General features: G+C 70.8%; 15 protein-coding genes. 1 reads left to right on the top strand and 14 read right to left on the bottom strand.

The features are described from left to right. Window positions 1-128: 128 nt before the first annotated feature. The 4 genes from ACIBTS_RS45045 to ACIBTS_RS45060 form a co-directional block, all read right to left on the bottom strand. On the bottom strand, window positions 129-4355 hold the full coding sequence (locus ACIBTS_RS45045) for an Rne/Rng family ribonuclease (protein WP_399327155.1): 4227 nt from the start codon (window positions 4353-4355) through the stop codon (window positions 129-131). A 277-nt stretch (window positions 4356-4632) separates the two neighbouring features. After that, window positions 4633-5397: a TIGR03936 family radical SAM-associated protein gene (locus ACIBTS_RS45050; protein WP_399327156.1), complete on the bottom strand. Its 765-nt coding sequence runs from the start codon at window positions 5395-5397 to the stop codon at window positions 4633-4635. Window positions 5398-5445: 48 nt separating this feature from the next. Continuing rightward, window positions 5446-6609, bottom strand: coding sequence for a hypothetical protein (locus tag ACIBTS_RS45055; protein WP_399327157.1), 1164 nt, complete (start codon window positions 6607-6609; stop codon window positions 5446-5448). Between the two features lie 69 nt (window positions 6610-6678). Further along, window positions 6679-7830: a glycosyltransferase gene (locus ACIBTS_RS45060; protein WP_399327158.1), complete on the bottom strand. Its 1152-nt coding sequence runs from the start codon at window positions 7828-7830 to the stop codon at window positions 6679-6681. A gap of 258 nt (window positions 7831-8088) precedes the next feature. Between ACIBTS_RS45060 and ACIBTS_RS45065 the strand changes: the two genes are divergently transcribed. Next, window positions 8089-8874 carry a hypothetical protein gene (locus ACIBTS_RS45065; protein ID WP_399327159.1) on the top strand — a complete coding sequence of 262 codons (786 nt, stop codon included), beginning with the start codon at window positions 8089-8091 and terminating at the stop codon, window positions 8872-8874. Window positions 8875-8958: 84 nt separating this feature from the next. Here the strand turns inward: ACIBTS_RS45065 and ACIBTS_RS45070 are convergent, their stop codons facing one another. The 10 genes from ACIBTS_RS45070 to ACIBTS_RS45115 all read right to left on the bottom strand — a co-directional run bounded on the left by ACIBTS_RS45070 (window position 8959) and on the right by ACIBTS_RS45115 (window position 21713). Then, window positions 8959-10908, bottom strand: a complete 1950-nt coding sequence (locus tag ACIBTS_RS45070) for a TIGR03960 family B12-binding radical SAM protein (protein WP_399327161.1) — start codon at window positions 10906-10908, stop codon at window positions 8959-8961. 91 nt (window positions 10909-10999) lie between these two features. Then, entirely contained in the window at window positions 11000-12505 is a 1506-nt protein-coding gene (locus tag ACIBTS_RS45075; RefSeq protein ID WP_399327162.1) for a CHAD domain-containing protein, read from the bottom strand. Between the two features lie 111 nt (window positions 12506-12616). After that, window positions 12617-13816, bottom strand: coding sequence for a rod shape-determining protein RodA (gene rodA, locus ACIBTS_RS45080; RefSeq protein ID WP_319671824.1), 1200 nt, complete (start codon window positions 13814-13816; stop codon window positions 12617-12619). Next, window positions 13813-16062 carry a penicillin-binding protein 2 gene (mrdA, locus tag ACIBTS_RS45085; protein ID WP_399327164.1) on the bottom strand — a complete coding sequence of 750 codons (2250 nt, stop codon included), beginning with the start codon at window positions 16060-16062 and terminating at the stop codon, window positions 13813-13815. Before mrdA ends, rodA begins: the two co-directional genes overlap by 4 nt. Before the next feature lie 200 nt (window positions 16063-16262). Continuing rightward, window positions 16263-16931, bottom strand: coding sequence for a rod shape-determining protein MreD (gene mreD, locus ACIBTS_RS45090; protein WP_399327166.1), 669 nt, complete (start codon window positions 16929-16931; stop codon window positions 16263-16265). Between the two features lie 15 nt (window positions 16932-16946). Further along, window positions 16947-17885, bottom strand: coding sequence for a rod shape-determining protein MreC (gene mreC / locus ACIBTS_RS45095; RefSeq protein ID WP_399327168.1), 939 nt, complete (start codon window positions 17883-17885; stop codon window positions 16947-16949). A gap of 156 nt (window positions 17886-18041) precedes the next feature. After that, entirely contained in the window at window positions 18042-19061 is a 1020-nt protein-coding gene (locus tag ACIBTS_RS45100) for a rod shape-determining protein (protein ID WP_319671828.1), read from the bottom strand. Window positions 19062-19346: 285 nt separating this feature from the next. Next, entirely contained in the window at window positions 19347-19760 is a 414-nt protein-coding gene (gene ndk, locus ACIBTS_RS45105; protein ID WP_399327170.1) for a nucleoside-diphosphate kinase, read from the bottom strand. Between the two features lie 92 nt (window positions 19761-19852). Next, entirely contained in the window at window positions 19853-20218 is a 366-nt protein-coding gene (locus tag ACIBTS_RS45110) for a DUF4233 domain-containing protein (protein ID WP_079662270.1), read from the bottom strand. 10 nt (window positions 20219-20228) lie between these two features. Then, the gene (locus tag ACIBTS_RS45115; protein WP_399327172.1) at window positions 20229-21713 is read right to left on the bottom strand and encodes a bifunctional folylpolyglutamate synthase/dihydrofolate synthase; all 1485 of its coding nucleotides are present in this window, start codon (window positions 21711-21713) and stop codon (window positions 20229-20231) included. Between the last annotated feature and the right edge of the window lie 9 nt (window positions 21714-21722).

Below are 21722 nucleotides of genomic sequence, written 5' to 3' on the forward strand. Positions count from 1 at the left end.
TTTCACCTTTCTATCCGCCTAGTGGGGCGGGGTGTCGCCGGGCGTCACCCCCCCCCCCCCCCCCCCCCCCCCCCCCCCCCCCCCCCCCCCCCCCCCCCCCCCCCGCCGCTGTCGGCCCGAGCCGGACGTCAGTCCTCCGTCGAGGCCGAGACGGCCGGGGCGCTCGTCTGCGCCGCCGCCGTCTTCTTCGACACCGCCTTCGCCGCCTTCTTGGCCGTCGTCTTCTTGGCGACGGTCTTCTTCGCGGCCGTCTTCTTGGCCGCCGTCGTCTTCTTGGTGGCGGCCTTCTTCGCCGTGGCCTTCTTCGCCGTCTTGCGGGCGGCCGTCTTCTTCGCCGGAGCGGCCTCCGCCTCCTCGGCGGGCGCCTCGGTGTCCGCGGCCTCCTCGGCCGCGGGCTCCGTCACGGCCGACGGGACGACCATGACGGCCGTCTCCTCGGACGCGGTCGGCGCGGTGGCCTTGCGCACGGCGCGGCGCCGCGGGCGGGCCGGGGCCGCGCTCTCGGCGACGGGCTCGTCGGCCTGCCCGGCCTCGGCCTGCGCCACCGCAGCGGTCTCGGCGGTGGGAGCCTCCACGACGGGAGCCTGCGCGGGCGCCGACTCGGCGACCGTCACCACGGCGGCCTCGGCCCCCGCCGGCGAACCGGCCGGCGCGGACACCTTGCGGGTGGCGCGACGACGCGTACGGCCCTTGGGCGCGGCCTCGTCGACGACGGCGGCCTCGGCGGCCGGAGCCTCGACGACCGGGTCCTCGACGGCGACCGGCTCGGCGTACGCGGCGACGGCCTCGGCCGGCTGCACCGGACGCCCGGCCTCCGCCTCGACGGTGACCTCCTGCGCGGTGGGCGCCTCCACGGCCGCTTCCACGACCGGCTCGGCGGCCTGTTCGGCGACCGGCTCGGCGGGCTCCGGCGTGGCGAACGTCCCGGAGCCGCCCGCCCTGCGCGACTGACCGCCGCGCGGCGCACCCGCCGGAGCGGACGCCCGGCGGCTCGCCCGGCGCCGGCCACGGCCACGCGTGGCAGCGGCCTCCGCCTCGGCGATGCTGCTGTACAGCTCCTCGTCGGCCGCGAACTCCGGCGCGGCGAGCGCGACGGGCTCGGCCACCTCGGCGGCGATCTCGGCCTCGGTCTCCGCCTCCAACTCGACGCTCACGAGGGGCTCGACGACCTCGGCCGCCACCGTCTCGTGGTCGTGCTCATGGCCGTCGCCACCGCGGCCGCGCTTCTTGCGCTTGCCACCGCCGCCGACGGCGGCCGGCTGCTCCATGTGGACGATGACGCCGCGCCCGTTGCAGTGCACACAGGTCTCGGAGAACGACTCCAGCAGGCCCTGTCCGACCCGCTTACGGGTCATCTGCACGAGCCCCAGCGACGTCACCTCGGCGACCTGGTGCTTCGTACGGTCGCGGCCCAGGCACTCCAGCAGCCGGCGCAGCACCAGGTCCCGGTTGGACTCCAGCACCATGTCGATGAAGTCGATCACGATGATGCCGCCGAGGTCGCGCAGCCGCAGCTGGCGCACGATCTCCTCGGCCGCCTCCAGGTTGTTCCTGGTGACCGTCTCCTCCAGGTTGCCGCCCTGGCCGGTGAACTTGCCGGTGTTGACGTCGACGACGACCATCGCCTCGGTCCGGTCGATCACCAGCGAACCGCCGCTGGGCAGCCAGACCTTGCGGTCCAGCGCCTTGGCGAGCTGCTCGTCGATCCGGTACGTGGCGAAGGCGTCGACCTCGGACGTCCACCTCGACAGCCGGTCGGCCAGGTCGGGCGCGACGTGCGAGACGTAACCGTGGATCGTCGACCAGGCCTCGTCACCGCTGACGACGACCTTGGAGAAGTCCTCGTTGAAGATGTCGCGAACGACCCGGACCGTCATGTCCGGCTCGCCGTACAGCAGCGTCGGGGCGTTGCCGCTCTTGGCCTTCTTCTGGATCTCCTCCCACTGCGCCTGGAGCCGCTCGACGTCGCGGCGCAGCTCGTCCTCGCTGGCGCCCTCGGCGGCGGTGCGCACGATGACGCCCGCGTCCTCGGGGACGATCTTCTTGAGGATCGTCTTCAGCCGGGCCCGCTCGGTGTCGGGCAGCTTGCGGCTGATGCCGGTCATCGAGCCCTCGGGGACGTACACGAGGTAGCGGCCCGGGAGGGAGACCTGGCTGGTCAGCCGGGCGCCCTTGTGCCCGATCGGATCCTTCGTCACCTGGACGAGGACCGACTGACCCGACTTGAGGGCGGCCTCGATGCGGCGCGGGCCGTTCGCCATGCCCAGTGCCTCGAAGTTGACCTCACCGGCGTAGAGCACCGCGTTGCGGCCCTTGCCGATGTCGATGAAGGCGGCCTCCATCGACGGCAGCACGTTCTGGACCTTGCCCAGGTAGACGTTGCCGACGTAGGAGGTGGCCTGCTCCTTGTTGACGTAGTGCTCGACGAGCACGCCGTCCTCCAGGACGCCGATCTGGGTGCGCTCGCCGCTCTGGCGGACGACCATCACCCGCTCGACGGCCTCGCGGCGGGCCAGGAACTCGGCCTCGGTGATGATCGGGACGCGACGACGCCCCTGCTCGCGGCCTTCCCGGCGGCGCTGCTTCTTGGCCTCCAGACGCGTGGAGCCCTTGATGGACTGCACCTCGTCGGACGGCTCGGAGGGCTTGCGCGGCTCGCGGACCTTGACGACCGTGCGCTCGGGGTCTCCGTCACCCGTCTCGGCCTCGGTCGAGGAGTCGCCGGCGCGGCGACGGCGACGACGGCGACGACGGCTTCCGGCGGTGGAGCCACCGGCCCCGTCCTCCGCGTCCTCGGCGTCCTCGTCCTCCTGCTCGGCGGTGTCCTCGGCGTCCTGCTCGGCCTGCTCGGCGGCGAGGTCGTCGGCCTCGGTGTCCCCGGACTCCCCCTCGCCGTCGGCGGCATCGCCACGACGACGGCGACGACCGCCACGGCGGCGACGGCGACGCGACCCGGTCTCCTCGCTGTCGTCGTCACCCTCGACGACGTCCTCGGCGGCCTCGTCGGCCTCTTCCGGCTCCTCCTCGGCGGCGGGCGCGGCGGTCACGGCGGGCGCCGGAGCGGCGGTCTCGGTCTCCTCGACCCCGGGGGCACCCCGGCGGCGACGGCGACGGCGCGAACCGGCCGGCTCCTCCACCGGAGGCTCCGCGGCCTCCTCGGGCTCCTCGGCCTCGACGACTTCCTCGGCCACGGCGGCGGCAGCCTCGGCCGCGGCCCGCTGCGGCGTCTGGAACTGCGGCTCGGCGAACACGGGCGCCTGGAACACGGCGACCGCGGGCCGCGCCGGGCGACGCGGCGCGTCCTCCTCGCCGTCGCCCTTCACCGGCTCGGGCGCGGAGAAGCCACCGGCGGCCCGACGGACCACTCGCCGACGCCCACGCCGCGGACCGGCGTCCTCGTCGGCCTGAGCGGCAGGGGCCTCGACAGCCTTCGGCTCTTCGACAGCGGCGGCAGAAGCGGGAGCGGCGGCGGGAGCGGCGGCGGGAGCGGTGACAACCGGCTCGGCGGCCGCCGCGGTCACCTCCGCCGCTTCGGTCGCCTCGGTCACTTCGGCGACCTCGGCCTCGGCGGGCGCGGAGACCCGGCGCGTGGCGCGACGGCGAGTACGGGGAGCGGCCTCGGCGGGAGCCTCGTCGGCCACGGCAGGAGCCTCGGCCTCGGCGGCGGGCGTCTCGGCCTCCGGGGCGCCGGCGGGCGCGGTCGCCCGGCGGGTGGCCCTGCGCCGCGTACGGGGCGCGGGTGCCTCGTCGGCCACCGGGGCGGTGGGCGCGGTCTCGGTCTCGGACTCTGCGGCGGGCTGTTCCACGACGGCGGCCTCCTGGGCGGCGGTCTCGACGACCTCGGCCGGAGCGGCTCCGGCGGGCGCGGACACGCGACGCGTGGCCCGGCGGCGGGTGCGGCGAGGAGCGGCGTCCTCGACGGCGGTTTCCTCGACTGCGGCCTCATCGGCGATGGCCTGCTCGGCGAGCGGCTCGGCGGCGGCCACAGGCACGACCGTCTCGGCGGCCTCGGCGGCGGCCGGAGCACCGGCGGGCGCGGAGGCACGGCGGGTGGCCCGGCGCCGCGTACGAGGCGCGGCCTCGGCGGCTTCTTCGACCTCTGCGACCGCGGCGGCCTCTTCGGCTTCCTTGGCCTTGACGTCGGCGGTCCGCAGATCCTCCTCCGCCAGCTCCTCGACGGACTCCACGGCCGGTATGGCCGGCGTGGTGATCTCGGCCGAGGTGTCGGCGGCGGCGACCGGCGGACCCGCTGGCCGGGAAGCGGCACGGCGCCGACGACGCGGCGGCAGGGTGTCGCTGGGGGTGTTCGATTCGGAGTCCGTCACGGACTCTGTGGATTCGGTTGGCTCGAGCATGCGGGCGTTTCTCCCGTCAGGCTCCCGGGCGCCGCGCCTGGTCCGGCGTCGATCACGGGGGATCGATCGCCGTTGACGTCCGCGGCTCGCGCGATGCGCGGTGCCGCCGTCCGGGGCGCGGGCGCCGCACGGGAGCTCTCTGTGTCCTGTCTCGCCGGTTCCGTACGCCGAATGCGTACGGCCTGGCGAAAGTCTTCTGGTCGGTGCGCTGCCCGACCCAGGTGGCTCCCGAGTCCGAGGGCGGCGCTACGACGTCCGTCCCTTCGCGGAACCTTCCCTACGCGGGCGCCTTCGCGGCGGCAGCGGGTACGGCCGTTGTGGGGGCCTGTGCTGCCTCGCGGTCGGGCGCGAGCGGGTCGGTCACCGTGCCGGTCTCTTCATCGAAAAGCCCCTGCGCCAGCCTGGTCACCGCTGCGGGGACCGGCGGCGCCAGGTCGGCCACGGCGCGGAGACCGGACAGGACGTCGTCGGGTCGTACGGCAGGCGTCACGTGCCGAACAACCAGCCGCAGTATCGCACAGGGCTGGTCGGTCGGCCTATCAGCAGGTTCACTGTGCGTTTCAAGTTGTACGACCGCGGCCCTGGCGTCGAAGGTGCGGACGCCGTTCTTGGTCATGCGCTGAACCTCGACGGTGTCGGCCTCGTTGAAGGCCTCCACCGCGCGATCGGCGTCGGTCGGGTCCACCCCGGCCAGCCGCAGCTCCCAGACGGAGGCCGTCAGCCGGTCGGCGAGCCCCGACGTCCGGGCCTCGACCGCGTCGACGACGTCGAGCCCGGCGGGCAGCGACTCGTCGAGGAGAATTCTCAGTTTCTCCGGGTCACGCGCCGCGGTCAGCGCGATCTCCAGGTACTCCGCCTCACTGCCCGTGCCGGTGGGTGCGGCATTGGCGTACGACACCTTCGGATGCGGCGTGAACCCCGCCGAGTACGCCATCGGCACCTCGGCACGGCGCAACGCACGCTCGAAGGCGCGCTGGAAGTCACGGTGGCTGGTGAACCGGAGGCGGCCGCGCTTGGTGTAGCGCAGTCGGATGCGCTGCACCGCGGGTGCGGGTGGCGGGCCTTCGGGCTGTCGCTTGCCCAGTGTCGTTCAGTCCTTCGTGAGAGCGGTCGTACTCCTACCAAGAGTACGTGTCTCGCCCTCCGATGGTTCCCGCCGGACGACGGCCTCCCGCTCGCTCGGCTTCCCGGGCCGCCCGAAGAGCATCCGGCGCACGTCCTCGCGGGCCTGCCGGGCCGTCTCCCGGGCGGCGGCCAGCGTCTGCCGGGCGGTGCGGCCCACGCTGCGCGCGGCCCGGGCCGCGGGACGCAGCACGGCGTCCCGGACCAGGTGCCCGAGCGGGGTGAGGACGGTCCGGTACGCCCAGCGCACCGGCTCGACGAAGATCCACCGGAAGAGCGTGCCGAGGAACCGTCCGACGGCGAGCGAGATCCGTCCGGCGATCCGCCAGGCATGCCCCAGGGCGTCCCCCACCTCCCGCGCGAGAACCGCGAGGAAACGCCCGACGGGAGCGAGCACCCAGCGCCACAGAGCCGCCGCGGGCAGCACGACCACGATCCGGGTGATCCAGTACAGGACGAAACCGATCCCCCTGACCAGCATCACCAGGCCCAGCCACACCGCTCGCGCGCACCAGCCGATCGCCCGCCCGACCGGCGCGAGGATCCACGCGTGGACCCAGCGGGCCGGAACGACGACGAGGTACCGCGCCAGCCACGCCACACCGGTGTACGCGCCGACGCCGACGGCGGCGAGGACGGCCCCGATCCCCTTCAGCAGCCAGAGCACCGCAAGCCCGGCGGGCGTCAGCACGCGCGCGTACACCCACGCCAGTCCGGCCCCGGTCCCCCGCGCCAGCCACGCGATGCCGTGCCCGACCAGGGTGAGGACGTACCGGTAGAACCACACCACCGGCACGACGAGCAGCACCTTCCCGAGCAGGCCGGCCACCCGGCCCACGGGGACGACGACGTACCGCCACAGCCCGATCAGCGGCCGGACGAACAGCGCCTTCCCCAGCCACAACAGGGCTCGCCCCAGCGGCCGGAGGACCGTGTCCCTGAGGAACCGTCCGACGACGACGAGCGCGTCCCACGCCATCCGCACGGGCACGACCAGCACGAGCACGACGATCCGCACGGGCAGCCTGATCGCGACGACGAGACACCCCTCACCCGCCCGGTCGGGCGTCCGGGTGGGCGGCTGGGTGGGCGGCTGCGCAGGCGGTGCGGCGGGCGGCTTCTGCAGGTCCATGTCGACGTAGACGCCACGGGCGCGCCTGCGGATGCACTGACCAGCCGGAACGCGGCTCTCAAGGCGACGTCACCTCTTCCGGGTCCTGGCCGCCTTGCCGGCCCTGGAGGCCTTCGGCCGACGGACCGGGGCGGCCGACCGGGGCACGGCCTTGACGTGCGGGACGGAGAACTCCCGGTTGGTCGCGGTCTGTTGACGGATGGCGTCGGGCAGGTCCGGCATCGCCAGCAGCGCGTCGCAGGCCCGGACGGCGACCGTGTGATCGCCGACCCAGTAGGCGCAGATGGAGAACTCGAAGAGCAGACCCCACTGGTACACCCACGACTTGGTGAACAGCAGGTCGTCCGGCTCGCGTGCGCCGACGACCCCGCCGAGCAGGGCGTACGCGGTGCGATAGCGGCTCTGCAGGCGCAGTCGCGAGGCCAGTTCGTAGACGGCTTCGAGGCGGGCGGGGCGGGACTCCCAGGCGCGGGAGAACGCGTCCATGGCGCCGGGCCAGTCGTCGGCCTTCTCCGCTTTGAGGATCCCGGCCTCCAGAAGCGAGCAGTACACCTCCTCGCCCCAGCCGCCGAGGCCGGCCCGCCGCTCGTACAGCTCGATCGCCTCGTCCACGTGTCCCAGGTCGCGTTCGGTGTTGGCGAGGTAGAAGACGGTGCGCGGGTTGGTGGGATCGCGCTCCAACTCGCCCCGCAGCAGGCGCGCGTCGCGCTCGAACTTGTCGCTGCGACAGCCGCCGTCCGCGTGGTCCTCGATGACGAGCGCGTCCAGGTTCTCCTGCCGGTCGGGCTCGTCGGTGCAGGGGTACTCATGGGTGACGCCCTCGTAGCGCCAGGCCCGGTCGCCGCGCATGAGGTGCTTGAAGCGGTGCTGGGTGCCCGGAGTGTCGTAGCGCAGCATGTACGAGCCCGCCGTCAGCCGGGGCAGCGGGGCGTCCTGGCGCATGACGTGGTCGGCGTCGAGGGTGAGCAGGTAGTCGGCCTTGCCGCGGGCGTGCTGGATGTTCTGCGTGCGGTTGTGCCCGAAGTCGACCCAGGGTTCCTCGTGGAGCTCGCCCGGGATGCCGTCGAGCACCTTGCGGATCAGCTCCTGCGTTCCGTCCGTCGAACCGGTGTCGGAGATCACCCAGTAGTCGATGAGGGGGCGTACGGACTGCAGGCAGCGTTCGATCACCCGCGACTCGTCCTTGACGATCATGCACAGGCACAGGGTCTGCTGTTTCACGGGCGTCAAGGTGACACAGGCCTGGCGCGGGGCCGCCCATCCACGCGGGAAGCGGGCCGCAACGCTCCCCGAACGGCCGCGAAGACACCAGGTCGGGCGACCGCGGCGAAGAATGACCCATCAGCGCGCATCGATTAGTCCGATACGTCGATAAACAGACACTTTCGGGCCATACGCCTCGCCGGAGCCCGTTCCCCGGGTCAGGCTCGCCCTCAGGTTCGGGGACCGCCCGGACCGGTCGATGCAAGGAGCATGAGAATGCGACCTGAGTTCGGACCGTACTCCCTCCTCGGGCCGGTGGCCCGGCACAGATGCAAGCAGGCCGGCATGGTGGCCTCGCTCGCCGTGGTCCTGGCGGCGGGCGTGATCAGCCCGGCCGCCGCGGCGGCGCGCAGCGTCACCGACTACGCGCGGGCGGAGGCCACCCCCAGCGGCGGCGACAAGTGCAAGCAGCCCAGCCACCACAAACCCCGGGCCGCCGAGGCGGCCGCCAAGGACCAGTGCAAGGGCCCCACGGGCCCGACCGGCCCCAAGGGCGCGACCGGAGCCACGGGGGCTACGGGGGCGACCGGAGCCACCGGCGCGACCGGAGCCACGGGAGCCACGGGCGCGACCGGCCCCTGCATCGACCTCGACGCGGCGCAGGACTCCAACGACTTCGAGCTCCGGGCCGCGCTGTTCAACACGCGAGCGTACGCGGGTATCCACGACCTCCGGGACGGCACTCATCCCTTCCTGTGGACCGATCTCAGCACGCACCCCAACTACCCCCTGGGTGGTGTGGATTCGCAGGGCGCCCCGGTCGGCTTCGCCTGCGCCATCGGCCTCAACGCCCACAGCCAGAACGCCGGGGACCCCATCAAGTTCGACATCATCACCACCGTGGGCCAGGTCTGGGAGACCACCTGCGTAGAGCAGAGCACCCTGCCCAATGCCACCCTGAACTGCAATAACGCACAGGGCCTCCCCCAGCCTTGGGTGAGGGTCAACCTTCAGCCCGCGGCCCTCGCCATCAACAGCGGCACGGCCGTCACACCCAACTGACGAGCCACTGACCCACCAACGGGGTGTGTGTGGAGGGCCGGTCGACCGGCCCTCCACACACACCTGACGGCTCATGACCGCGGGTCAGTGACCGTGCCCGCTCCCCGCCGGCTGCTTCACCGTCAACGGCAACAGCTTCTTGCCCGTGGGACCGATCTGAATTGTCGTGTCCATGGCCGGACACACCCCGCAGTCGAAGCAAGGCGTCCAGCGGCAGTCCTCGACCTCTGTTTCGTCGAGGGCGTCCTGCCAGTCCTCCCAGAGCCAGTCCTTGTCGAGGCCCGAGTCCAGGTGGTCCCAGGGCAGGACCTCCTCGTAGGTCTTCTCACGCGTCGTGTACCAGTCGACGTCCACGCCGAAGGCGGGCAGCGTCTTGTCGGCGCACGCCATCCAGCGGTCGTAGGAGAAGTGCTCGCGCCAGCCGTCGAAGCGGCCGCCGTCCTCGTAGACGGCCCGGATGACCGCGCCGATGCGGCGGTCGCCGCGCGAGAGCAGGCCCTCGACGATGCCCGGCTTGCCGTCGTGGTAGCGGAAGCCGATCGAGCGGCCGTACTTCTTGTCGCCGCGGATCTTGTCGCGGAGCTTCGTCAGGCGCGCGTCCGTCTCCTCGGCGGAGAGCTGCGGGGCCCACTGGAAGGGGGTGTGGGGCTTCGGGACGAAGCCTCCGATCGACACCGTGCAGCGGATGTCGTTCTGGCCGGAGACCTTGCGGCCCTCGGCGATCACGTTCATCGCCATGTCGGCGATCTGCAGGACGTCCTCGTCGGTCTCCGTCGGCAGACCGCACATGAAGTACAGCTTCACCTGCCGCCAGCCGTTGCCGTACGCGGTGGAGACCGTCCGGATCAGGTCCTCTTCCGAGACCATCTTGTTGATGACCTTGCGCATGCGCTCCGAGCCGCCCTCGGGCGCGAAGGTCAGGCCGGAGCGGCGGCCGTTGCGGGTCAGCTCGTTCGCCAGGTCGACGTTGAAGGCGTCCACGCGGGTCGACGGGAGGGACAGGCCGATCTTGTCCTCCTCGTACCGGTCCGCCAGTCCCTTGGCGATGTCGCCGATCTCGCTGTGGTCCGCGCTCGACAGGGAGAGCAGGCCGACCTCCTCGAAGCCCGTCGCCTTCAGGCCCTTCTCCACCATGTCGCCGATGCCGGTGATGGAGCGCTCGCGCACCGGGCGCGTGATCATGCCGGCCTGGCAGAAGCGGCAGCCGCGCGTGCAGCCGCGGAAGATCTCCACCGACATCCGCTCGTGGACCGTCTCGGCGAGCGGGACCAGCGGCTGCTTGGGGTACGGCCACTCGTCCAGGTCCATGACGGTGTGCTTCGACACGCGCCACGGCACGCCCGACTTGTTGGGTACGACCCGCGCGATCCGGCCGTCCGGCAGGTACTCGACGTCGTAGAACGCGGGGATGTACACCGAGCCCGTCTTCGCGAGGCGGAAGAGGACCTCCTCGCGGCCGCCCGGCCGGCCCTCCGCCTTCCACTCGCGGATGATCTTCGTCATGTCGAGGACGGCCTGCTCGCCGTCGCCGATGATCGCCGCGTCGATGAAGTCGGCGATCGGCTCGGGATTGAACGCGGCGTGGCCGCCCGCGAGGACGATCGGGTCGTCGACCGTGCGGTCCTTGGACTCCAGCGGAATGCCGGCGAGGTCCAGGGCGGTCAGCATGTTCGTGTAGCCCAGCTCCGTCGAGAACGACAGGCCGAACACGTCGAACGCCTTCACCGGGCGGTGGCTGTCCACCGTGAACTGTGGGACGGCGTGGTCCCGCATCAGGGCCTCCAGATCCGGCCACACGCTGTACGTGCGCTCGGCGAGGACGCCCTCCTGCTCGTTCAGGACCTCGTAGAGGATCATGACGCCCTGGTTGGGCAGACCGACCTCGTACGCGTCCGGGTACATGAGCGCCCAGCGGACGTCGCAGGACTCCCAGGGCTTGACCGTGGAGTTGAGCTCGCCGCCCACGTACTGGATCGGCTTCTGCACATGCGGGAGCAAGGCTTCGAGCTGCGGGAAGACCGACTCGACAGACATCGCGGGGTTACCTTCGTGAGCTGACAGGGACAGGGGTGACCATCAAGCCTAACCCGCCCGGAGGACTCCCCCGCCCGCGAAGATTCCGGCCCTAAACCTTCATCGAGCCGTTGGTCTTCTTCCACTTCTCCGGCAGTGCCTCCTCCACCCGCTCCGCGCGCCGCTCCTCACGGGCGTACAGCACGCCGTAGGTGAAGGCGCTCTCCCCCGCCGCGTGCGCCACCGCGGACAGCTCCCGCAGGGTCGTGCGGGCCATGACGCTGTCCTGGTGGTCGCCGAGCAGGCTCTGGAGCGACTTCATGGACTTGACGAGGGCCTTGGCCGGCTTGCCGAGGGCCGGGTGGGCCGTCTCGGCCGCGTACCGCGTCCGCTTGGCCTTCTTGCGGGCCTCGTGCAGTCCGAGGTCGCGGTCGGTGCCGGGCGGCTGCTCCATGCCCTCCTCGATCAGCGCGGAGACCTTCCCGAAGTCCTTGCGCACGGCTTTGGCGAGCACCTTGGCCGGTTTCTTGGCGGCTGCCTTGAGCGTCGGCGGGTCGGCGACCACGGCGTCCAGGCTGTCGAGGAGCGTCAGATAGCGCTGCGAGTCCAGTACGCCGAGCAGTCGGCGGCGCGAGCCGTGCTCGCCGGCCTTGGCCCAGGTGCGCAGCCGGTCGTGGATCGGGCCGGAGACCAAAGTGGAGGGCAGTTCGTCGAGGGCCGCGGCCAGCCGCTCCGCCAGCACCTCGTGGTCGCGGCCCACGCCCAGCTCCCCGGCCAGCCATTTCAGCTCGGCGCCGATCGGGTCGGTGACCTCCCGATCGAGGACCTTGCGGAAGGAGCGGAACGTGCTGCGCATCCTGCGGGTGGCGACCCGCATGTCGTGGATCGACTCCTCGGCGTCCCGGCGCACGGCCGGGTCCAGCTCGACGATCGCGTCCCGCTGGGCACGGATGTACGCCAGCACGTGGTCGCCGGCGGTGACGGGCTCGGCGGGGCCCGTGTCCTTCGGCCGCGGATGGCCGCCCTTCGTCTCCGCCAGCGCCCGCTCCAGCTTCGACGCCGACTTCGACGGCCGGACGCCCGCCTTGCGCAACCGCTTCTCCACCTTGTCGAGGAGGACCGGGTCGCCGCCGTCGGCGAGCTCCACCTCGATCTCGGTCCACTGGGCGGTGCCCTGGCCGCCGAACAGCCGGTCCGCCCGTACGGCGTCCACGCTGGCCTCGGCGAGCAGCCGGCCCTTGGCGTCGACGAGGTCACGGACGTCCCGGCTGGAGCGCAGTCGCACCACGGGCACCAGCTGCCCCTCCCGCACACGGGAACGGACCAGCTGGGCGAGCTCGTCGGGAACGGCGTCGGAGAGCGGGGACCGGATCTCGTCCCGGATGCCTGGGCCGACCGGCAGTTTCAGGTGCCAGCCGGCGTCGGAACCTCCGGTACGACGGCGCAACGTGATGGAGGCCGTGGCCAGCCGCAGGTCGGAGGTGTCGTAGTAGGTCGCGTCCAGCTCGGCAACGCCCTTGTCCAGGACGGACGTGATCCCGGCGGCCCCGGTCAGGTCGGGCAGTCCACTGTCGTCGGATTCGTACTTGCGCTCGATCTCGCGTTTCGTCTCCGCCATGATTCGAATCTAGTCGCAGTCGGGCCCGAACGGCAGTGCGCACCGGATCCGAATCACGGCTGAACCCAGGGAGACCAGAAGGTGTCCGACGCCTTGCGCCTCCTGGATCCCCTACGCCGACATGGGCCGCTGCACCCGGATGGACTGCAACAGCCCCACCGCCACCCACACCGAGAACATCGACGAGCCGCCATAGGAGACGAACGGCAGCGGCAGACCCGTCACCGGCATGATCCCCAGAGTCATCCCTATGTTCTCGAAGGACTGGAAGGCGAACCAGGCCACGATGCCGGCGGCGACGATCGTGCCGTACAGCTCGGTCGTCTCCCGGGCGATGCGGCAGGCGCGCCACAGGAGCACGCCCATCAGGACGATGATCAGGCCCGCGCCCATGAAGCCCAGTTCCTCGCCCGCGACGGTGAAGACGAAGTCCGTCTGCTGCTCCGGGACGAACTGGCCCGTGGTCTGCGAGCCGTGGAACAGCCCCGCCCCGGTGAGACCGCCGGAACCGATGGCGATACGTGCCTGGTTGGTGTTGTAGCCGACGCCTGCCGGGTCGAGGCTGGGGTTGGCGAAGGCGGCGAAGCGGGCGATCTGGTACTCGTCGAGGATGTGCAGCTGCCAGACGGCGATCGCGCCGGCCGCGCCCGCGCCGAGGAGCCCGAAGACCCAGCGGTTGGAGGCGCCGGAGGCCAGCAGCAGGCCCAGCACGATCATCACCATCACCATGACCGACCCGAGGTCGGGCATCAGCATGACGATCAGCATCGGGACGGCCGCGAGACCCAGCGCCTGGACCACCGTGCGATGGTCGGGGTAGGGCTTGTCGCCCGCGTCGACCCGGGCCGCGAGCAGCATCGCCATGCCCAGGATGATCGTGATCTTCACGAACTCCGAGGGCTGGAGCGAGAAGCCGCCGCCGAGCACGATCCATGAGTGCGCGCCGTTGACGGTCGAGCCCAGCGGGGTCAGCACCGCCAGGATCCCCATGAGGGAGAGGCCGTACAGGATGGGCACCACGTTGCGCAGGGTGCGGTGGCCGAGCCAGACCGTGCCGATCATCAGGGCGAGCCCGATGCCGGTGTTCATGAGGTGGCGGATGAGGAAGTAGTACGGGTCGCCCTGGTTGATCTCGGTGCGGTTGCGGGTCGCCGAGTAGACCAGGAGCGAGCCGATCAGGGACAGGGCGATGGCCGACAGCAGTATCGGCCAGTCCAGCCTCCGGGCCAGCGAGTCACGGGCGAAGACCCGCGTCCAGCCGGCCCGCTCGGGCCCGTATCCGGAGACGGAGAAGCTGTTCGCGCCGGTCATGTGCACATCCTCCGGCTTCCCCTCTTCCGCCGTCGCCTGCGGGTGTCGCGGTTGGTGTTCGTGTTCTGCTGCACGGTGGCCCCGGGCTGCGTCTCGTCCGGCGCCGGCGCGGTCTGCTGGCTGGCGCGCTGCTCCTTCGCCGGGTCCTTGGAGACCTTCGGAGACTTGATCGTGCCGTCCGCCTGCACCTTCGGCAGGGCCGTCTGCGGGGTGGGCAGCAGGGCGTTCTTCTTGTCGATCTTGCCGTCGTCGGAGACGCCGTACATCGCGTTGTAGATGTGCCGCACGGCCTCACCGGAGGCGCCCGAACCGGTACCGGCCTGAGCGATCGTCATGACGACCGTGTAGTCCTTGCTGTAGGTGGCGAGCCAGGACGTCGTCTGCTTGCCGTAGACCTCCGCGGTACCGGTCTTGGCGTGCAGCGGGATCTCGTCCTGCGGCCAGCCGCCGAACTTCCAGGCGGCGGTACCGCGGGTGACCACGCCCTCGAGGGCGGCGTCCATGCCCTTGATCGTCGCCTGGTCGACGGGCAGCCTGCCCTTGGCCTTGGGCTTGATCTCCTGGACGGACTTGCCGTCTGCGCTGACGATCGCCTTGCCGATGGTCGGGGTGTACATCGTGCCGCCGTTGGCGAGCGCCCCGTAGATCACGGCCTCCTGGATCGGCGTGACGAGGGTGTCGCCCTGGCCGATGGAGTAGTTGATCGAGTCGCCCTCGCGCATCTTGTTGCCCTCGAGGCAGTTCTCGTAGGCGATCTTCTCGACGTAACTGCCGTCCTTCTTGCCGGACTTGCACCAGGAGTCCTTGTTGGCCTTCCAGTAGGACTCCTTCCACTGGCGGTCCGGGACGCGGCCGGTGACCTCGTTGGGGAGGTCCAGGCCGGTCTCCTTGCCGAGGCCGAACTGGTGGGCGGCCTTGTAGAAGTAGTCCTTGGGCTCACCCTTCTTGGGGTTGATGCCGCCGTCCTTCTTCCACTCCCGGTCGGCGAGACCGTAGAAGACGGTGTCGCAGGAGACCTCCAGGGCCCGGCCGAGCGAGATGGGGCCGAAGCTCTCCCCCTCGAAGTTCTTGAAGACCTGGCTGCCCACCGAGTACGAACTGGTGCACGGGTAGCCGCCGTCCCACTCGTAGCCCGCCTCGACCGCGGCGGCCGTGGAGACCACCTTGAACGTCGAACCGGGCGCGGACTGACCCTGTATGGCCCGGTTCAGCAGCGGGTAGTCGGAGTTTTTCCCGGTGAGCTTCTTGTAGTCCTTGGCGGAGATCCCGCCGACCCAGACGTTGGGGTCGTAGGTCGGGGCGGACGCCATGGCGACGATCCGGCCGGTCCTGGCCTCCATCACCACGACCGCTCCGGAGTCGGCCTTGTAGTTCTCGCCGGTGATCTTGTCGAACTGGGTGCGGGCGATCTTCATCGCGTTGTTCAGCTCGTACTCGGCGACCCGCTGAACCCGGGCGTCTATGCTCGTGACGAGGTTGGAGCCGGGCTGAGCCGCGTCCGCGCGGGCCTGGCCGATGACACGGCCGAGGTTGTCGACCTCGTAGCGGGTGACGCCCGCCTTGCCGCGCAGTTCCTTGTCGTACTGGCGCTCCAGGCCGGAGCGGCCGACCTGGTCGGAGCGCAGGAACGGCGAGTCGGTGTCCTGGGCCTTGGTGATCTCCTCGTCCGTGACCGGGGAGAGATAGCCGAGGACCTGGGCGGTGTTGGCGTTGCCTGGAGCGGCGTAACGGCGCACGGCCTCGGGCTCGGCGGTGATGCCGGGGAAGTCCTCGGCGCGCTCACGGATCTGCAGGGTCTGCTTGGCGGTGGCCTCGTCGGTGATGGGGATCGGCTGGTAGGGCGAGCCGTTCCAACAGGGTTGCGGGGTCTTCGCGTCGCACAGCCGCACCTTCAGCATTATCTCTGCGGGCTTCATGCCGAGGACGCCGGCGAGCTTGGCGAGGACCGCCTTGCCGTCGTCCGGCTGCTTCAGCAGGTCCGTGCGCGAGGCGGAGACCACCAGCCGGGTCTCGTTGTCGGCGAGCGGCACACCCCGCGCGTCCAGGATCGAGCCGCGCACGGCGGGCTCGACGACCTGCTGGACGTGGTTGCCGGAGGCCTCCTTGGCGTATGCCGCGCCCTCCCGGATCTGCAGGTACCACAGGCGGCCGCCGAGGGTGCCGAGCAGGGAGAGGACGAGGATCTGGATCACGACGAGCCGGATCTGGACCCGTGGTGTCCGACCGGTCTCGGGAATGTTGGTCACTGCGGCTGCCTCCCCCTCTCAGTGCGCGGACGCGTGTGCGGACATGTGTGCACGGACGTGCGTACGGCCACACGTACGGCCACACGTACGACTGTGCGTACGGCTGTGTGTGCGTACGCATGATGAACGACCGGCCTGCGAGGCCGCGTTCCCCCCGTACTTCCCCGTTCGAGTGAACCTTCCAGCGAACTCGCCCGCGCTCACAGCCGCTTGACCCCCTTGATGCGCCCCGCCCGGGTCGCCCGCGACTTGGCCGCCTTCAGCTTCAGGCCGCCACGCTGGCCTCCGATCCTGAGACCCGTCCCGGGGGAGAGCCAGCCGGAGGAGATGTCGGGGCTCTTGGCGGAGTTGGTCTCCGCGAGCGGATCGTTGTCGGCGCGCCGCGCCAGGAACATGATCGCCGGGACCACGAACGGGGCGAGCAGCAGGTCGTACAGGGCGGCCGTGAACAGCAGCCCGGTGAGGCCGACATGGCGGGCGGCGGTGTCACCGACGAGGGCGCCGACCCCCGCGTACAGCAGGGTGGAGCCGATCGCGGCGCCGACGACCACGACCATGGGGCCGGTGGCCGACTTGATCTGGCCGGTCTCGGGCTTGATGAGCCCGGCGAGGTAGCCGATCACGCACAGCACCAGGGCGTAGCGCCCGGCGGCGTGGTCGGCGGGCGGCGCGAGGTCGGCCAGCAGACCGGCGCCGAAGCCGATGAGGGCGCCGCCGACATGGCCGTAGACCATGGCGAGGCCCAGGACGGTGAGCAGGAGGAGGTCGGGGACGGCGCCGGGGAGGTGGAGGCGGGCGAGCACGCTCACCTGGATCACCAGGGCGACGACGACCAGCGGGACGGAGAGCAGGATCCGGTTGACGCGCATGGGGGTTGTCAGCTCCTACTGCTGCTGGCCGTCTACGGGTGCGTTCGCGCTCGGAGTGACCGTGACGGTCACCGTCGGCGTGGGAACCGGTTTGGGCTTCGAGGGGAGCACGGTGTCGCGCGGATCCTTCTTCGGGGCCTGGACGACGACGCCGACGATGTCGAGCTTGGTGAAGCTGACGTACGGCGTGACGTAGAGGGTGCGGGTGAGGTCTCCGCCGGAGGGGTCGACGCGGGAGACGACGCCGACGGGGACGCCGGGCACGAAGGGCTTGTCGGCCTGCGAGCCGAAGGTGACCAGCCGGTCGCCCTTCTTCACATCGGCCTTGCCGTTGAGGAGTTCCACGCGCAGCGGCCGGTCGCCCTGCCCAGACGCGAAGCCGAGCTCGTCGGACGCCTCCATACGGGTGCCGACGGTGAAGTCGGGGTCGGAGGCGAGGAGCACGGTCGCGGTGTCGGGCCCGACGGTGGTGACCCGTCCGACCAGCCCGTCGCCGTTGAGGACCGTCATGTCGCGCTTGACGCCGTCGTTCGCGCCGACGTCGATGGTGATGGTCCAGGAGAAGCCCTGGGCCGCTCCTATCGCGATGACCTCGGCGCCCTTGATGCCGTACTGGCCCGCGCCGGCGATCTTCAGCATCTTGTCGAGCTGCGCGAGGCGGCTGCGGTTGCGGTCGTCGCTGCCGAGTTTCGCCTTGAGGGCCGCGTTCTCCTTCTCCAGCTCGGAGAGCCGGTCATGGCGTTCGCCGGAGTCACGGACGGCGGAGACGGCGTTGCCGACGGGATCCACCGCCGACGACACACCGTCCTCGATCGGACCGAAGACCGCGGCCGCGGCCTGCCGGGCACCGTCGACCGGGGAGTCCTCCCCGCCGCGGATGTCCACCGTGATCAGCGCGAACGCGATGGCGATCAGCAGCACCAGGAGCAGCCGACTCTCTCGTGTGTCCCTCACGTGCGGCGGCCGTGCCCTTCCTCGAGAGAAAAACCAGGAATTCGGGTAGCCCCGGGCCAAGATGACCAAGGGCGCTTTGTGGGAGCTTATGCCTCGATATCGACGATCCGCCGCACGAGAGGAGATCATCCCGTACGGCGGAATCGAAGCGTTACGTCATCTGCGGGGCGCGGCGTCCAGGACCTGCTGCAGGGCCTCGAACTCCTCGACGCACTTTCCGGAGCCGAGCGCCACGCTGTCCAGCGGGTCCTCGGCGATGTGGATGGGCATGCCGGTCTCCCGGCGCAGCCGCTCGTCCAGACCGCGCAGCAGGGCTCCGCCGCCGGTCAGAACGATTCCGCGGTCCATGATGTCGCCGGACAGCTCCGGCGGACACTTGTCGAGCGTGGTCTTCACGGCGTCCACGATCGCGTTGACCGGCTCCTCGATCGCCTTGCGCACCTCGGCGGCCGAGACGACGACGGTCTTGGGCAGGCCGGAGACGAGGTCCCGGCCGCGGATTTCGGTGTGCTGGTCGTCGTCGAGGTCGTACGCCGAACCAATCGTGATCTTGATCTGTTCGGCGGTCCGCTCACCGAGGAGGAGGCTGTACTCCTTCTTGATGTGCTGGATGATCGCGTTGTCCAGTTCGTCGCCCGCGACACGGATGGACTGGGCGGTGACGATGCCGCCGAGCGAGATGACCGCGACCTCCGTGGTGCCGCCGCCGATGTCCACCACCATGTTGCCCGTGGCCTCGTGGACCGGCAGGCCGGAGCCGATGGCCGCGGCCATGGGCTCCTCGATGATGTGCACCTGACGGGCGCCGGCCTGGGTCGACGCCTCGATGACGGCGCGGCGCTCGACGCCCGTGATGCCCGAGGGCACGCAGACGACGACCCGCGGCCGAGCCAGATACCGCCGCTTGTGGATCTTCAGGATGAAGTAGCGGAGCATCCGCTCGGTGATCTCGAAGTCGGCGATCACGCCGTCCTTCAGCGGACGCACGGCAACGATGTTGCCGGGGGTGCGCCCGATCATCTTCTTCGCTTCGGCGCCGACCGCGAGGATGCCACCGGTGTTGGTGTTGATCGCGACGACGGACGGCTCGTTGAGTACGATCCCGCGACCCCTGACGTACACCAGCGTGTTGGCGGTCCCGAGGTCGACAGCCATGTCACGGCCGATGAACGACATTGAGTTCCCCATCAGGATTCGACTGGCCTTCCATGAGCTTTGAGGGCTTTTCAGGTCGGCGTGGTGGGTGCTGTGACGTGAAGGCTTCCATCGTAAACGCGCCTGCACGAACACTGCGGAGCGGTCTCCGCCATTGTTTGCAGATGCTGTGTGGGTTCGCTTCTGGAGACGGGCGTTCGGGGGCTCGCGTTCCCTCGATCGCCCGTTTCAGCCGCTTCCGCCGCTTCCGCCGCTTCCGCCAATTGGGCCAGTTGGGCCAGTTGGGCCACTCGGCTGCGGTCGGTGTCAGACGCAACCGGGGAAGAAGATCTTCACCTCGCGCTCGGCGGACTCCTCGGAGTCGGAGGCGTGGATGAGGTTCTCGCGGACGATCACGCCGTAGTCGCCGCGGATGGAGCCGGGGGCGGCGGCGATCGGGTCGGTCGGACCGGCGAGCGCGCGCACGCCCTCGATGACCCGCTCGCCCTCGACGATCAGCGCGACGACCGGGCCGGAGGCCATGAACTCCACCAGCGGCTCGTAGAACGGCTTGCCCTTGTGCTCGCCGTAGTGCTGCTCCAGCGTGTCCTGGTCCAGGGTGCGCAGCTCCAGCGCGGTGATCTGCCAGCCGGCCTTGCGCTCGATACGGCTGATGATCTCGCCGGTCAGGCCACGACGGACCGCGTCGGGCTTGAGCAGGACGAGGGTGCGCTGGCTCACGAGGTGACTCCTTCTACTGCCGGATTCCACAGCCGGTTCGTACGGCCGGTGTGTGCGGTGGGATGAGGTTACAGGGCATGTCCCAGTGCCTGTTACGCAGCGTCAGCAGTATCCGGAGAGGTTGCTGCGGCTTGCGCGGCGAAGCGGGCCTTGGCCTCGTCGATCTTTCTGCCGAAGTGCACGGACGCCCACCACAGGGCCCCGAACAGCACCCCCATGAAGAACATGATCGGGACGAAGAAGCCGGAGGCGACGAGGGCGATCTGCAGCGCCCAGCCGAGGGCGACGCCCCCGGGCCGGGTGACCACGCCGCACAGCAGCACGCTGAGGAGCATGGCGATGCCGCAGACCGTCCACACCGTGGACGTGGACAGGTCGGCGTCCTTCATGGCGACCAGACCGGCGAAGCCGATGATGAAGAACTCGCCGATCAGGGTCGAGGAGCAGAGCGTTCGCATGGCGGGGACCTCAGCCCTTCCCGAGAAGCAGTCGAGCCTCGCCGACGGTGATGACGGACCCGGTGACCAGCACGCCGCCGCCGGCGAACTCGCCCTCCTCCTCGGCGAGCGTGATCGCCGCCTCCAGCGCGTCGGGCAGCCGTGGTTCGACCTGCACGCGGTCGTCGCCGAACACCTCGACGGCGATCGCCGCCAGCTCGTCGGCGTCCATCGCGCGGTGGCTGGTGTTCTGGGTGACGACGATCTCCGCGAAGATCGGCTCGAAGGCCTCCAGCAGGCCCCGTACGTTCTTGTCGCCGCTGGCCCCGACCACGCCGATCAGCCGGCTGAAGTCGAAGGCCTCGCCGACCGCCTCGGCGGTGGCACGGGCGCCGGCCGGGTTGTGCGCGGCGTCCAGGACGATCGTCGGGGAGCGCCGTACGACTTCGAGGCGGCCCGGCGAGGAGACGGCCGCGAAGGCCTTGCGGACCGTGTCGATGTCGAGCGGCTCGGGCCGCTGGGAGCCGACGCCGAAGAACGCCTCGACGGCGGCGAGCGCGACGGCCGCGTTGTGCGCCTGGTAGGGGCCGTGCAGCGGCAGGTACACCTCGGGGTACTCGCCGCCCAGCCCGCGCAGGGTGACCAGCTGCCCGCCGACGGCGACCTGCCGGGCGACGACCCCGAACTCCAGCCCTTCCCGGGCCACGGTCGCATCGACCTCGACGGCCTTCTTCAGCAGCACCTGGGCCGCGTCGACGGGCTGCTGGGCCAGGATGACCGTCGCGTCCTGCTTGATGATCCCGCCCTTCTCGTCGGCGATCGCGGCGGGCGTCTCCCCGAGTCGGTCGGTGTGGTCCAGGTCGATGGGCGTGACGACGGCGACATCACCGTCGATGACGTTCGTGGCGTCCCACGAGCCGCCCATCCCCACTTCCACGACGGCGACGTCGACGGGCGCGTCCGCGAACGCGGCGTACGCCATGCCGGTGAGCACCTCGAAGAAGGACAGCCGGTACTCCTGCTGTCCGTCGACCATATCGATGTACGGCTTGATGTCCTGGTACGTCTCGATGAACCGCTCGGCGGAGATCGGGGCGCCGTCGAGGCTGATCCGCTCGGTGATCGACTGGACGTGTGGGCTCGTGTACCGGCCGGTGCGCAGCTCGAAGGCGCCGAGCAGGGCCTCGATCATGCGGGCCGTGGACGTCTTGCCGTTCGTCCCCGTGATGTGGATCGAGGGGTACGAGCGCTGCGGGTCCCCCAGCACGTCCATCAGCGCGGCGATGCGGCCGACGGACGGCTCCAGTTTGGTCTCGCCCCAGCGGGTGGCCAGCTCCGCCTCGACCTCGCGCAGGGCCTTGTCGACCTCGGGGTCCTCGGGACACCCCGGCACGTCGGCCTGCGGCGCGCCGCCCTGGGTACGGAGGGTGCGGCTGCCTGCCTCGATGACCGCGAGGTCCGGGTCGCGGTCGGTCTCGGCGGCGACGATCTCGTCGAAGGGGTCGCTTTCAGTCACAGGGCCAGT

The sequence above is a fragment of the Streptomyces sp. NPDC050121 genome, from assembly GCF_044460385.1.
In the GTDB taxonomy this organism is placed as follows: Bacteria; Actinomycetota; Actinomycetes; order Streptomycetales; family Streptomycetaceae; genus Streptomyces; species Streptomyces soliscabiei.